The sequence below is a fragment of the Pontibacter sp. FD36 genome (assembly GCF_015686655.1).
Lineage (GTDB): Bacteria > Bacteroidota > Bacteroidia > Cytophagales > Hymenobacteraceae > Pontibacter.
The window spans coordinates 86,645-100,407 of record NZ_JADPMP010000009.1; the positions used below are offsets into that span (position 1 = coordinate 86,645).

At 46.4% G+C, this 13,763-nt stretch carries 18 protein-coding genes; 10 read left to right on the forward strand and 8 right to left on the reverse strand.

The window, feature by feature from the left end:
- Positions 1 to 559 precede the first annotated feature (559 nt).
- The 5 genes from I0P70_RS13740 to I0P70_RS13760 form a co-directional block, all read right to left on the reverse strand.
- Positions 560 to 946 (reverse strand): hypothetical protein, encoded by a 387-nt coding sequence (locus I0P70_RS13740; RefSeq protein WP_196118973.1) that lies wholly within the window; start codon positions 944 to 946, stop codon positions 560 to 562.
- 157 nt (positions 947 to 1,103) lie between these two features.
- Positions 1,104 to 1,667 (reverse strand): hypothetical protein, encoded by a 564-nt coding sequence (locus tag I0P70_RS13745; RefSeq protein ID WP_196118975.1) that lies wholly within the window; start codon positions 1,665 to 1,667, stop codon positions 1,104 to 1,106.
- An 81-nt stretch (positions 1,668 to 1,748) separates the two neighbouring features.
- On the reverse strand, positions 1,749 to 2,165 hold the full coding sequence (locus tag I0P70_RS13750; RefSeq protein ID WP_196118978.1) for an anti-sigma factor antagonist: 417 nt from the start codon (positions 2,163 to 2,165) through the stop codon (positions 1,749 to 1,751).
- Between the two features lie 154 nt (positions 2,166 to 2,319).
- Complete coding sequence (locus tag I0P70_RS13755) at positions 2,320 to 2,808, reverse strand: hypothetical protein (protein ID WP_196118980.1); 489 nt, start codon at positions 2,806 to 2,808, stop codon at positions 2,320 to 2,322.
- 123 nt (positions 2,809 to 2,931) lie between these two features.
- Positions 2,932 to 3,432 carry an SMI1/KNR4 family protein gene (locus I0P70_RS13760; protein WP_196118982.1) on the reverse strand — a complete coding sequence of 167 codons (501 nt, stop codon included), beginning with the start codon at positions 3,430 to 3,432 and terminating at the stop codon, positions 2,932 to 2,934.
- 934 nt (positions 3,433 to 4,366) lie between these two features.
- Between I0P70_RS13760 and I0P70_RS13765 the strand changes: the two genes are divergently transcribed.
- The gene (locus I0P70_RS13765) at positions 4,367 to 4,702 is read left to right on the forward strand and encodes a hypothetical protein (protein WP_196118984.1); all 336 of its coding nucleotides are present in this window, start codon (positions 4,367 to 4,369) and stop codon (positions 4,700 to 4,702) included.
- A gap of 70 nt (positions 4,703 to 4,772) precedes the next feature.
- On the opposite strand, the gene I0P70_RS13770 is transcribed toward I0P70_RS13765, so the two are convergent.
- Entirely contained in the window at positions 4,773 to 5,108 is a 336-nt protein-coding gene (locus tag I0P70_RS13770) for a T9SS type A sorting domain-containing protein (RefSeq protein WP_007660506.1), read from the reverse strand.
- Positions 5,109 to 5,302: 194 nt separating this feature from the next.
- Between I0P70_RS13770 and I0P70_RS13775 the strand changes: the two genes are divergently transcribed.
- The 5 genes from I0P70_RS13775 (at position 5,303) to I0P70_RS13795 (ending at position 8,848) form a co-directional block, all read left to right on the forward strand.
- Positions 5,303 to 6,412, forward strand: a complete 1,110-nt coding sequence (locus I0P70_RS13775) for an NAD(P)/FAD-dependent oxidoreductase (RefSeq protein WP_196118986.1) — start codon at positions 5,303 to 5,305, stop codon at positions 6,410 to 6,412.
- A 180-nt stretch (positions 6,413 to 6,592) separates the two neighbouring features.
- Positions 6,593 to 7,714: a type III polyketide synthase gene (locus I0P70_RS13780; RefSeq protein ID WP_196118988.1), complete on the forward strand. Its 1,122-nt coding sequence runs from the start codon at positions 6,593 to 6,595 to the stop codon at positions 7,712 to 7,714.
- Entirely contained in the window at positions 7,695 to 8,396 is a 702-nt protein-coding gene (locus I0P70_RS13785) for a methyltransferase domain-containing protein (RefSeq protein ID WP_196118990.1), read from the forward strand. The genes I0P70_RS13780 and I0P70_RS13785 overlap by 20 nt, the downstream gene beginning before the upstream one ends.
- Positions 8,397 to 8,435: 39 nt before the next feature.
- Positions 8,436 to 8,612 (forward strand): hypothetical protein, encoded by a 177-nt coding sequence (locus tag I0P70_RS13790; RefSeq protein WP_196118992.1) that lies wholly within the window; start codon positions 8,436 to 8,438, stop codon positions 8,610 to 8,612.
- Between the two features lie 23 nt (positions 8,613 to 8,635).
- A complete protein-coding gene (locus I0P70_RS13795; RefSeq protein WP_076421093.1) occupies positions 8,636 to 8,848 on the forward strand; it encodes a hypothetical protein in 213 nt (70 codons plus the stop codon).
- A 2-nt stretch (positions 8,849 to 8,850) separates the two neighbouring features.
- Here the strand turns inward: I0P70_RS13795 and I0P70_RS13800 are convergent, their stop codons facing one another.
- Entirely contained in the window at positions 8,851 to 9,753 is a 903-nt protein-coding gene (locus I0P70_RS13800) for a histone deacetylase (protein ID WP_196118994.1), read from the reverse strand.
- Positions 9,754 to 10,317: 564 nt separating this feature from the next.
- Between I0P70_RS13800 and I0P70_RS13805 the strand changes: the two genes are divergently transcribed.
- From I0P70_RS13805 to I0P70_RS13815, 3 genes are all read left to right on the forward strand, one after another.
- Positions 10,318 to 10,947 (forward strand): porin family protein, encoded by a 630-nt coding sequence (locus I0P70_RS13805; protein WP_196118996.1) that lies wholly within the window; start codon positions 10,318 to 10,320, stop codon positions 10,945 to 10,947.
- A gap of 166 nt (positions 10,948 to 11,113) precedes the next feature.
- Positions 11,114 to 11,836: a YceI family protein gene (locus I0P70_RS13810; RefSeq protein WP_196118998.1), complete on the forward strand. Its 723-nt coding sequence runs from the start codon at positions 11,114 to 11,116 to the stop codon at positions 11,834 to 11,836.
- Between the two features lie 127 nt (positions 11,837 to 11,963).
- Positions 11,964 to 12,509 (forward strand): hypothetical protein, encoded by a 546-nt coding sequence (locus I0P70_RS13815; RefSeq protein ID WP_230392194.1) that lies wholly within the window; start codon positions 11,964 to 11,966, stop codon positions 12,507 to 12,509.
- Between the two features lie 80 nt (positions 12,510 to 12,589).
- On the opposite strand, the gene I0P70_RS13820 is transcribed toward I0P70_RS13815, so the two are convergent.
- Positions 12,590 to 13,147, reverse strand: coding sequence for a type 1 glutamine amidotransferase domain-containing protein (locus I0P70_RS13820; RefSeq protein WP_196119000.1), 558 nt, complete (start codon positions 13,145 to 13,147; stop codon positions 12,590 to 12,592).
- A gap of 116 nt (positions 13,148 to 13,263) precedes the next feature.
- On the opposite strand from I0P70_RS13820, the gene I0P70_RS13825 reads away from it, so the two are divergent.
- Positions 13,264 to 13,761: a TlpA disulfide reductase family protein gene (locus tag I0P70_RS13825; protein ID WP_230392195.1), complete on the forward strand. Its 498-nt coding sequence runs from the start codon at positions 13,264 to 13,266 to the stop codon at positions 13,759 to 13,761.
- The last annotated feature ends 2 nt before the right edge of the window (positions 13,762 to 13,763 follow it).

A 13,763-nucleotide genomic window follows, 5' to 3' on the forward strand; every position in this document is an offset into this window, starting at 1 on the left:
CACTTTTTTAATCATGAAAATTGAAGTATTATAGTTATCTTATCACTTTTTTTAGTCTTTTAGATTTTGTTTCGGAAAAATAATGGCTAATAGCATATATTGGTGAATATTGAAAAATTGAAATGAACATCATTCCTTTGAAAGAAGGACTTTTAGTTGTTTCATAATATAAACTAATAAAACTATTTGTGAAAAAAGACAATATCACGAATACAAGAATGAACATGGTCAAGGAGTAATTCTCTTTATTAAACCTAGAAAAAAGCAAAAGTCCAACTGGTAAGGCCAACCATATAGAGAGCATCCAAAAAAATAATCCTAAGACAAAAAACTGAATAATGTACTCCATCTATTTATTTTTAAAGGAGTTATTTTTGAAGTATTAAAAAACGACTGAACATACTTATATAATAAAAACAGATTATATTATAGAAACTTTACCAACTAAATAGTTTGTTAGGTTAAGTTATTAATATTTTATTAATCCCAACTTGCTGGTGCATACAATGCCCATTGCGTCAGCAAGGGTAGAGTATTAACTCTGTTGGGCAGAGTAGTTTTAATTTTCTAGGAAATACAGCCAAGCAAAACCTATTAGTTTAAAATCTATAGTCGGCACTATCAAGTCAGGTTCAAGGTATGATCCTATGCTATTAAATCCGACCAACTTAGTATTCTCAATATTAATATAAACTGCAACCCCTGATTGAGAACCAGTTTCACCTTCTTCCAAACTTCTACATTCTACCTCTTCAATTACTTCAAGAACTTCCATCTTAACTTCTTCTGGTTTTTGTAAGTCATTGAAAAAGTCTGCAAGTATAGAATAGTCGTTGCTTGAAGTATAAACGAATTTAGAGATTCTGTTCTCCCCAGTAACTGGGTTAGTGAAATTCTTCTTTTTAAATTCTATACTGTATTTAGCAAGAAGGTCTTTTTTCTTCATTTTATTTCGTTGAAGGAAACCTCTTAGGTGGTTAACGCTTAAATTTTAGTTAGTCCTTCCTTTTTGATTCTTTTATTCTGCCCAACGTGCTCGTGTATACCATGTGCGAGGCAGTCAGCCGAAGCATAGGGTATAAACCGTGTTGGGCTAAGTAGTTCTATTCTCCAAGGCGGATCACGAGGTGCCAAAATTTCTGACCGTTTGGCAATAGGAACTCCACATAGCGGCTCCCATACAGACCATTGACCCTTTTTATTTTAAGCCCTTTTCTGACTTCTTCACCAGAGGCTTTGTCTACGACCATGAATTTCCCGTCATGAATCAAGTCGGCTCCGACATAGTACAGTTCTGATAGAGCTTTCTTGTGCTCGTTCACAAAATTGGGGTCACCATGGATGCTTTGCCTTTCTTCGTCTGTGTAGTCATTCCACCAGTCCACTAACCTTGTGTCACCAGACGTATTTACTACTTCCAATAAGTTGTCATGATGCTGGTCAATGCGAACACCTAGATTATTATGAGGTATAGCATATTCCCTGACATCGGCTTTCTTGAAGTATAGAGTGGCAAAGCGTTTCTCAACAATCAGCACGTCTTCATTGACTGTGTCGATGGTGATTGGCTCTAACCTTTTTTGCTTAATCTTATCAAAGTCAACTTGAGAGTAAGCAGTTGTCTGGATTAGAATCAGCGAAAACAATATTAGTCTAATTACTCCCATTTTATACTTTGTTATTAAGCCCAACGGTTTTGCTATGGTGCGTTTAAATGCACTATAGGTCGTGTTGGGCTTAGTAATTTTTTAATCTTTCATTTCTTCAAAGAACTCACTCTCAGAATTGTATATTAGCCAATCTTCATCTAATTCCATCATTTCCATTACTTGTCTTGGATATTTTCTTGGTTCAAGTACGATGAACTTTCCGCCTTTAGCTCTTATTACTTCAGATAAGCGAATTGTCAGCGAAAGCCCTATATCACTAAAATACTCTATCTCCTTAAATGAATAAATAAGATTAATCTGACCAAGGTTTTCAACTTCAGTATAAAAGTGGTCTAAGGTGTTCATGATTGATTCCAAATCTTTTCCAGTTGAATCTTCTTTGATACTTAGATATAAGAAGTCTTCTCCTTTTAGAGTCAAATTCTTTAAAAGAAAGTGCTTCTTATACTTAGGATCTGAAGCGAATATGGAATCAATCGATGACTGAGGAATCATAATAAATTTTATTGTGCCCAACAACGGATTGGCTATAAAACGTAGGGGAGCTAGAAATGTAGATTAGCTATCTTAGTAAAAAATCTAAACAATCTGGTCTATCCCACGCTTCAATGCAGCCTATGTTTTATAGCTAGTGTTGTGGGTAGGTTTTCTATTTAGTAGTTACTCTGTTTATACCAATGTTCATCCGTATGCAGTCAACAAGTTCGTTCAACTCCTTCATTTCTTCAGGCTTTATACTTATTACAAAAAGTTTATTGAGTCCTTTGTCGGAATCATTTACAAAAACCGTAATCTTTCTTTTCTGGGCTGATTGTTCTGTCTTTATGTCAATGGATTGAATACAACAGTTTTCAATTTCTCCCTTTGTTGTTCCTTTAATTTTAACTTTCCCTTTTTGGATTTCTACCCTCCTTATCCATCTAAAAAAGAGAATTGAAATCGGTATTAATGTGAGGACTATAAGAGCCAAGTATTGTATGAACGTTTTAAATTCTGTCTGAATAGGGGTATAAAGAATTAGAATAGTTACAAAGAGTATGAGTAAAAATTCGCTTATTCTACGACTTGATTTTATTATGATTTTCTCACCATTACTTTCCCATTTGTACCCATTTTTGTTTAATATTTCATGTGTCATAATTTGTTAGTCAAGTTACCTACAACGGCTCGTACAGGCTAAGGCAAGGCGTCAGCTGAAGCTTAAGCCTGTACTTTGTTAGCGGAGAGCACTTTTTATACTTCTAATTCGGCTTCCAAGCCTTTAATTGTTTTCAGACTCTAGGTCTTCTTGGGTCCACTCAATCATTACTTCTTCTACCCAATCTATAAAATTTTCATTGCACGTTTCTACTTCTTCCTTTCTGGAGTAAGTGTAGTCATGTTGCCAGAAAACTACAGGACAGAGACTGTTTTCCATTCTGGATAGGTCAAGGCAATAATGGTTTCCCCTGCCGTCAGGAGAGAAAGGCAGAAATTCTTTAGGCATTGGATTTCCAACCCCATCATGTTCAAAAAGGTATACTTTATCAAGCGACTCTTCTTTGAACTCGCTACCAATTCCGAGAACTTCCGTTCCTGCTAAAGAAATGTAGTTATGCTTGGTTAGGATGTAGCTGAAGTCATGGGGTAGCTGAAAACCAATCTGATTCTCAAACTCCCTTAATCTATTGTCCTTTATAGGCTCTCCTAAGTCCAGCAAGCCATTGGAGAACTGGTGAAGATTCTCCAACACTTTATCACATTGTAGCTCTACTTCTTTCATGATTGAGTGTTACCGCTAACTACTGTGTAAACGTCATCGTGACGTTTATCTGCCTTATATGCGAAGCCGGTTTTGTTCTAATTACCTAGTTTTTTTCTTTGCGACTTTGAATGAACCGTCCTATACATACAATTAAACTAAGATAATTCATTTTCCTAGATTATCAAGTGGGCTTGTGATTTTATCCAGGGCGTAGCTCGTTACATACGTGTAAATTTCCATTGTTTTGCTGCTCCTGAGCCACAACAGCGACTAAATATACCTCAGATCAGTGCCCTGCACCAGTAAATAAGAGGAAAGTAAGTGCCAAACCGAATCACCTTAACAATGATTAGTTTGCTCCTAGAAAAGCAGTGATCCGTTTATAAACGTAACTATACGTTTCAAAAAACGGATCTTTAGGTAAAGGTGTATGAACAATTTACTGGGCCAAAGTGTAAACTCCATTCCTGCTACGTAACCCTACTACCAGAAGGTAAAACATAGGCCGCACCACCTACTGGATATAAAAGCACTAAGAGATATAACAGCACCTTACAGCTGCTGTAATAGAGCTTTGACACTTCTCTTCTTCATCAGCATGTTCACTCTAGGTCACTAAATCTTCGTGGATAAAGGTTTAGTATTGACAAGCAAACCACAATTTGTTAACTTTACATTTAAGCATTTGCAGCTAAACTAAAGCTAAAACTGGTGCGTTTTTCGGTGAGTAAATAAAACAGCACTTCATAACCTATTGATTTACTGTCCATTGCAAGGAAGTTACGATTCCTGACAGGGCCACCAATGTAAGAGTTATTTTTCAGTGTATTTGGGGAACTAACCCCTGCTGGCTCCACTTAATAGAAAGAGTCTGAGCTACTTCGCAAAGGCGCTATATTTCCGATTTCATATTTTATTCCCTATATTAGAGCTGAAGCCACTCTCTAACACCATGAAAACAACTTTAACTGCCTGCATGCTGGCTATCTTTGTCAGCCTTACGGCCTGCAACAGCGAACAGCGGAGTATGGAAGCGGACGACTCTGAAGCTACCGTAGCCAGCGAGACCGGAGGGCTCCCTGCGGACGTACTATACGCCACCAGGCCTCTGATCGGTGGGGAGGTGTACAAAACAGCCAGCTTTCAGGCCAATAGCCTGCTGCACTTTGACACCACACAGCTCATACAGGTGCTCGACACTACCGATGCCATGTTTGTAAAGGCGCGTGTGCACCGCGACACTGCCGCTTATACCGGCTTTGTATCCAAGGCCATCCTGCCGGAGTAAACCCTTTCATTCTAAAGCAACGAAGGCCGCTCTGCAAGCAGAGCGGCCTTCGTTGTAAATGTATGTTTCCTTATTTGACTACAACCCTTCTGACAGAACTGTAGCCTTCAGCTTCTATTTTCACATAGTACAGCCCTTTGGCAAGCCGGGTCAGGTCTACGGTTTTGGTTGTCTGAATGTCCGGACGGCTGATCACTTCCTGATACACCTCATTGCCGATCACATTCAGAATACGCAACTCCACCTGCCGGGCATCCAGCTGGGCAAACGAAATCGTAAAAACCCCGTTGTTGGGGTTAGGGTATATGGCAACCTCTTTTTCCTGTTGCTCTAAGCTCTTATTCTTTGTTTCAGTTTGTCCCGGAGCCGGCTCCCGTACTTGGGCCTGTGCCAGTAAAACTGCCATACAGAAAAAGAGAGTAAGTATAATTTGCTTCATATTGAAAATTAAGATCTTGTCCTTCTAAGTATATACAAAAGTTGTTCCATATTGTTAACGTCTGGAGAGATAATTTGTTCTTGTATTTTACATACCAGATCGGATGCTTTCACTAAATAGTGGAAAGTAATTTTGGACTTAAAACATAAAGCCTATCAATTATGCAGATAGCAGTTATCGGAGGGGGCCTTGCCGGGTTGACCAGTGCAATTGCACTGGCCGGGCGGGGGCTTTCTGTGACGCTCATCGAAAAAAAGTCCTACCCCTTGCATAAGGTATGCGGAGAGTATGTCTCGAACGAAGTACTCCCCTATCTGCGTAGTATCGGAGCTGACCCGGCGACGCTCCAACCGGCCTCTATCTCCCGCTTTATGCTCACCTCTCCAAAAGGGGCCACGCTGGAGTCACCACTCGATCTGGGCGGGTTTGGTATCAGCCGCTATACCCTCGATCACTTCCTGTATCAGGTAGCACTGGCCAAAGGGGTGCAGGTGAGGCTGCAGACGGCGGTGCAGGACGTGCAGTTCACGGATAACAGATTTGCACTAAAACTCTCGGACGGTGATACCCTCAGTACAGAAGTCGTACTTGGCGCTTACGGTAAGCGCAGTGCCCTCGACCGCCAGCTCCACCGCTCCTACTTTAACAGGCGCTCTCCCTACATCGGGGTGAAGTACCACGTGCGGCTTGACATGCCCAATGACCTGATCGCGCTCCACAATTTCAGTGACGGCTATGCAGGCATCTCAGCCATCGAAGACGGCCGCTACTGTTTCTGTTACCTGACTACCCGCGAGAACCTGCGGAGGCATGGTTCTATACCTGCCATGGAGCAGGCCATCCTGTATCAGAACCCACACCTGCGCCGTATTTTTGCAGAGGCCGAGTTTCTGTATGAGAAGCCCGAAGTTATCAACGAGATATCCTTTGCCAACAAGACCTGCGTGGAACACCACATGCTGATGTGCGGCGACGCGGCTGGCATGATCACTCCGCTTTGCGGCAACGGCATGGCCATGGCCATCCACGCAGGCAAACTGGCGGCGGAGCAGACCATGTACTACTTTCAGAATGGGCGTAACCGACAAGCACTGGAAGCAGGCTATACCCTGGCTTGGAAAGAGCAGTTTGCACAGCGTCTGCAGGTAGGGCGTGCCGTGCAACGGTTGTTTGGAAACCCACTGCTGTCGGAGTTGGCAGTAGGCACGCTACGTTACCTGCCAGCAGCTGTACGCCTGATCATGCGTCAAACCCACGGGCAGCCTTTCTAATCCTATACATCTTAAACCGGTCGCTTTCGTACTTATCCAAACCTGTGGCTGCGTCTTTTTAGGAAGAAGCACAAACATAGTGTTTGTTTACCTGTTGCTGCTATACCTATGACAGACGGGCAAGCCCAGGTATAGCATTCCAATTGCCTTGAAACAAATTCTTAGCACACACACCAGCTCATGAAAAGCTATATATGCGGTATCGGCACGGCTAACCCGCCACACAAAATCCCTCAGATGCAGGTGGCCGATTTTATGGCAGCGGCTCACCAGCTCGATGAGCAAGGAAGCCGCAAGCTCAAAGCCCTCTACCGCGTGTCAGGTATAAGCCAACGTTACAGCGTGCTCGAAGACTTCACCCGACAAAACGGCGACTATACCTTCTTTCCCAACACGCATGACCTCGAGCCCTTCCCCACGGTGCAGCAGCGCATGGAGGTATACCGCAAGCACGCCCTCGACCTGTCAGAGCAGGCGGTGCGCAACTGTCTGGCCCAGGTCAGCGATACTACGCTGCAGAGCCTGACCCACCTGATCACCGTGAGCTGCACGGGCATGTACGCACCCGGTCTTGATATTGATCTTGTGGAGCGGCTTGAGCTGAACTCCTGTGTGCAGCGCACGGCTGTCAATTTTATGGGCTGCTATGCGGCTTTCAATGCCATCAAGCTGGCCGACGCCATCTGCAAAGCTGACCCCAGCGCTAGGGTGATGCTGGTGTGCACCGAGATCTGTACCATCCACTTCCAGAAAAATCAGGAACAAGACCACCTCGTATCGAATGCACTGTTTGGCGACGGCGCGGCGGCAGTACTTATGCAGGGGCAACCTTGTCAGGAGGTGAGCCTCGAGCTGCAGTCTTTCCACTGCGACCTGGCGCCTGCCGGCAAACGCGAGATGGCCTGGCACATTGGCGATACGGGTTTTGAGATGACCCTCTCCTCTTACGTACCCGATCTGATCAAAAACGGCATCAAGCAACTCACAGAACGTTTGTTGCAGGGCCTCCGCACCACGGTTTCGGAGATCAAGCTGTTTGCTATACACCCCGGTGGGCGGCGCATCCTCGAAGTGATAGAACAGGAACTGGGCATGACCCGCGACGACAATCGCTTTGCCTACCGGGTGCTGCACGAATTTGGCAACATGTCGTCGGCCACGGTGCTGTTTGTGCTGAAGGAGCTGATGGCGAGCCTGACCACACACGAAAAAGACGAGCCGGTGCTGAGCTTTGCCTTTGGCCCCGGCCTAACATTGGAATCGATGCTACTGAAAGTGCACTATGCTGAAGCAAAGGTCTAACCAAGCCGAACTAATGGACGACCTCAGCCTGTCTGGTGACGAGCTGCGCCGCAACCTCGAAGAACTGGAGGTGATCAACACCTGGCTGGGCGGTTATAAGGTGGTGCTCGATGCGCTGGAGCAACTGCTGGATGGATACACAGGTCCACCTCTCCGGCTGGCCGACATCGGCTGTGGTGGCGGCGACACGCTGCGACATATTGCCAAGTGGGCCCGCCGCAAGAAGGTTCCGCTGCAACTTATAGGTATAGATGCTAACAACTTCATGGTGCAGTATGCCCGGCAACGCTGCGGTGGCTTCCCCGAAATAGAACTGGAGCAGCACGATGTATTTTCGGAGCGCTTTCAGCATCAGCAGTATGATATTATTGTATGTAGCCTCTTTTGCCACCACTTCACCGATGATCAGTTGGTGCACATGTTCCGGCAGCTGCACCGGCAGGCAGGTATAGCCGTTATCATCAACGACCTGCACCGGCACTGGCTGGCCTATCATTCTATCAGGTTGCTCACACATTTTTTCTCTGATTCCTATCTTGTCAAAAACGACGCACCGCTTTCAGTCTGGCGGGCTTTTCGAAGAGAGGAGCTACAAACGCTGGTGCAGGAAGCAGGTATAGATAGGTATAGCCTGCGCTGGATGTGGGCATTTCGCTGGCAATTGCTTTTGAAAAAAGCCTAACAATTAGTATCTTAACAAGGTATACCAATCAACTCCCTTATGATGCGACGGATCAACATGCCCTACCTGCTTTCGGTACTGCTGGCTGCCGCGGCGTTCTACTTCGCCTGGTCCCGCGAGTTTGTCACAAATGTGTGGCTGGCGCTGGCATTAATTGCCACGCTGCAACCGGCTATCTACCTGGTGCTGCGACACGCCCGCAACAGGTATAGCTGAATCGCTCACTTAACCCTTTTGACATGAACAAAAGCACGCTTAATTTCTGGATTCTCTTTGTGGTGTCCATCATTATCTCAGCCCTGATCATCTCTATTTTCGTGAAGGTGCTCAAGGCTGTTCTGTTTGTGATCCTGGTGCTTGTACTGGCCCCGATCATTTATATTGTGCTCAAGCTGATACTGCCCGGAGCAAAAGGCAAGAGCGAAGATGATAAGCTGAAGTCCAGGCCCTAGGTTTAGAAAAAGAGCTGCTGCGCCAGCCGGAAGGTGTTGGCGTGCGCCTCTACGATGTGCGCGATTTGTTTGGAGTAGCCACCGCCCATACTGACCGTGACAGGTATGCGGTGCCGTGCGCAAGCCTCCAGCACCATGCGGTCGCGCTCTTTACAGCCAGCTATGCTCATGCCCAGCTTCCCAAGCTTGTCAGTCGCCAGCACGTCCACCCCTGACTGAAAAAACACAAACTCTGGCTCCTGCTCGTCCAGCAGCCGTGGCAGGTGCTCTCCCAGTAATTTCAAATAGGTTTTATCATCTGTGCCCTCCGTCAACGGCACATCCAGGTCCGACTGCTCTTTGTGAAAGGGATAGTTGTGTCCGCCGTGCATACTGAAGGTGAACACACGTGGCTCGTTCCTGAAAATCTGTGCCGTGCCGTTGCCCTGGTGTACGTCCAGATCCACCACCAGCACTTTCTTTATCCCCTTATATTTGATTAGGTAATTAGCTGCAATGGCAATGTCGTTGAGCAGGCAGAAGCCCTCGCCCCTATCGGTGAAGGCATGGTGCGTACCACCGGCTATGTTCATGCCGATGCCAAACTCCAGCGCAAACAGCGATGCCTGCAGCGTACCGTTCATGATCACCACCTCACGCTCTACCAGCTGCTCCGAAAGCGGAAAACCTGTTTTTCGAATCTCTGACGGACTTAGCTCCAAGTCGCGCAGGCGCTGCCAATAGGTGGCGTCGTGGGTGTCAAGGATGTATTGTTCCTGTAGCGGTTCGGGGGCGAAGAGATTGTCTTGCGTAATGGTGCCTTCATAGAGCAGCTGCTCGGGCAGCAGATCGTATTTGGCCATCGGAAAGCGGTGGCCTTCGGGCAGGGAGTGTGCGAATATTTCAGACCAGGCAATTTTTAGCATAGTGCAAAATTAACATTTATACACCGCCACTAGTTTATCCACCGATCCATTTTCTTTCCCCGATACACCCTTTTTTCTGCCGGTCAGAACCCTTTCTAGAACTACTTTTACAGCACCTGCACAAGCCGTTTATACCTGATTTTCAGTGCAATTATCCTCTCACAACATTATGTAAAACACCCTATGCACACAGGTGCATAAATTCATGAAACCCTATATAATTGCCCACAAATGCGCATTCAGGATGTGGATAAATGTGGATAACTATGTTGATTACGGTGAATTATCCACCATTTACTGTTAACTCCCTGTTAATTTCAGGTAAATTTCATCACCGCGGACAACTGTCTGACAGACGCTACAGTCATGGCTTCACACGGAGCAGTCCAAAAAGAGAGCGCTCCCGGCTAAATATTATCAGCGCAAAAGCTATACCTAATAATCTGTGTGCAAGGACGATGCAACCTTTGTAATTTATGCAACGATATATAGCAATTCACATATAAAAGTCACACTTTAGCGTAGGCTATCGTAAACTTTAATAAAAACCAACCAGACAAGACGATGAAAAAATCTATACTACTCCTACTAGCTTTCCTGTTCTCAATAGGTGCCTATGCTCAGACCGATTACGGACCATCGGCAGGACAGCAGAATCACAACCTGTTCAGCGGCACCGGCACCAATTCCGGCTTTGGTATAAAAGGCGGTGTGAACTTCGCCACCCTCCGCGGCAGCGACAAAGACGTGCTGGGCAACTTCAGTGGCCTTACAACTTTCCATGCCGGTGTCTATACCCAGTTTTCACTTGGCAATACCTTTTCCATACAGCCTGAGGCGCTGTACTCCCGCAAAGGCATTGAGCGAAACGACTCCACCTTCCGCTTCGATTACCTGGAAGTACCCATTCTGGCGGTATTCAACATCACTGAAAATGTAAGTATACATTTTGGTCCGCAGGTAGGCATCCTGATGTCAGCAAAAGAAGAAGATACGGAAGTGAACATAGAGCCGCTGAACACCTTTGCCTATGGCATAGCAGCCGGAGCTGAAGCCCGTCTGAGCATTTTCAGATTGGGAGCCCGCTATAACTTGGGGCTGGAGGACCTGCGCAAAGAAAACAACCAGGGGCAGAAGATAAATCAGGATATAAAACATGGCGTATTCCAGGTATACCTGGGCCTTGGCTTTTAAGGCATTACTCACCTCTGATCTCCTCGACACAGGGACCTGGCAGCAGGTCCCTGTTTTGTTTTAGGCGCAGGTATACAGCCTGTTGTTTTCAGCCCTTTGTCTTTCTATGCCGTATTTTATAATGCTGAAAACCACCCCTGTGCCAGCGGGCACAGCGCTTACACTTATGAACACGCACAGACTACGACTGCTCTATACCCTACTTTGGGCCTTTCTGGCATTTGCTGGCATGGCCTGCGACACTACCGTAAAAACCGATGAAGCAGAAGTGGGCGCTGCCGTTAGGGCTCTCAGCCCCGGCATGCCCGACCAGATATTTCAGCTGGACACAACCAAAAGCACTGTTACCTGGATAGGTGCTAAAGTGACGGGACGCCACAATGGCCTTATCCCAATCAGAGAAGGCACGATCACACTGCACGATGGCAAGCCCCATGGCGGCAAGGCAGTGTTTGACATGACCAATGTGCGCTCGGATGACAAGTCGATTGACGAGGCAGGAAACAAAAAGCTGACAAAGCACCTGCGCTCCGAAGACTTTTTTGACGTGCAACAGCATCCCATTGCCTCCTTTGTGATCACCTCCATTGTACCTTATGACAGCACGGAGCGCCAGGACGCCCCTGCTGTTCCCGACAACACGAAACAACTGCGCATCAAAAACCCGAATCACAAAGTGACAGGCAACCTTACCATTACAGGCATCACCAAGAGTATCAGCTTTCCTGCCCTTATTGAGTTGGAAGACTCTGTGCTGCGCGCCAAAGCTAATTTCAACATTGACCGCACCCACTGGCGCCTCACCTACGGCTCAGACCAGTCACTCGGAAACAGGACTATTTACCCATCCGTTAATATTGGACTTGACATAGTGGCTCGCAGGCAATAAGCTAATCAACAAACACTTATAGCAACAATTGCGTTACAGCAATTGTACTGTTCCGACATTTATTACCGCTCAGCTATGCTAAACTCACCCGTAATACGTTCCTACACAAACCATTTGTGAACATATTATGAGAAAATACCTTTGCCTGTTGCCTCTTTTGCTACTCTGTCTCACGGCCAACGCCCAAGGCAGCGCCATAGCGGCATTTAACTTGAAACAGGCAGAGACGCTGAAATTCGGCATGTTGGCACTGGGTGTCTGGGCACTTATCAACATACTGATCAGCAGTATCAAACTAACCAAGTCTTCGCGCAACAAACGTTACTTTTTCCAGATGAACATCTACTGGAACATCGTCAACATGATCATTGCAGGCGGATCACTCTATTTTATTCTCTCAGTTGACTCTAGTGTTCGATCACTATCTGAAACGGTTGCTTTCCACTACTGGACGCTTAAGCTGCTATACCTGAGCATCGGCCTGGACTTTGCGTTTCTGATGCTGGCAGCTTACCTAAAAGAACGATCGCTGAGTTCACCAAAAGCAGAGCAGTACCTGGGCTATGGGCAGTCTATCACACTGCAGGGGCTGTTTTTACTAGTGCTCGATATCACGCTGGCTGTAATGCTGGAGGGCCGGGCTGAGCAGTTACTGCCCCTTATCCAAAACTAATTTATAAACCTAAAAAAAGCCGCTGCGCCATACCTGTCTGGGTATAGTGCAGCGGCTTTTTAATATTCCTCAGTGCTTGCTTAACGCGGCTCGTGACGGCCTTCGGCGAATTCCTCAATAATCTTCTTGTTAAAGGCAGGTATATCATCCGGATTACGGCTTGTCACCAGGCCATTGTCTACTACCACTTCCTGATCCACCCACTCAGCTCCGGCGTTTTTAAGGTCGGTCTTCAGGGTATGGTAGCTTGTCATTTTCTTGCCCTGCAGCTTGCCGGTTTCAATCAGCGTCCAGGGGCCGTGGCAGATGGCGGCTACGGGCTTGCCGCTCTCCATGAACTTGTTCACAAAGCTCACCACCTTGTCATTAGCGCGCAGTTTGTCAGGACTCATCACCCCACCAGGCAGCAGCAGCCCGTTATAGTCGTCGGCGTTCACGCTGTCGATGGTTTTGTCCACTTTGAATTTATCGCCCCAGTCCGTATGGTCCCAGCCTTTCACTTCTCCCTCTTTCAGGGCTATTATATGAGTCTGCGCACCGGCTTCTTCCAAAGCTTTTTTAGGCTCGGTTAGCTCCACCTGCTCAAACCCATCGGTTACTACTATTGCTATCTTTTTTCCTTCCAGATTATTAGCCATTCTAAGTTGGTTTTTATAGTTTAACATTCGTATAGTATATTCAAAACGATTTAGAGAGCAAATTGTTAGAAGGCAGCAAGCAGCAATAGCCCTGCTGTATATTTCGTTATAATTCCATGATGAAACATCTGAAGCAATTTATGCTGGCAATGGCCTTTGGCCTGTTCGTCAGCACGGCAGCGCAGGCTCAGGAGGTCACGACCATCAAGTTTGACCAGCTACAGGAGCTACGCCAGTCGCCGCATGACACCCTGTACGTGGTGAATTTCTGGGCCACCTGGTGCAAGCCCTGCATTAAAGAGATGCCTTATTTCGAAGCTGCCCACGCCAAGTACAAAGACCAGCCGGTGCGGGTGATCCTGGTGAGCATGGATGCCGTGCAGGACAAAGAGAAGCGGGTGATGCCTTTTGTGCAGAAGCGTAAGCTCCAGTCGCGGCTATACCTGCTCGACGAGCCAGACGGCAACACCTGGATCGACCGCATCGAGCCGAAGTGGTCAGGCGCCATACCTGCCACCATGTTCTTCAACAACAAGCGCAAGCAGTATGAATTCGTAGAGCGCGAGATCTCACAAGATGAGTTACAGGAACTGATCAACAAGTATAAACCATAACC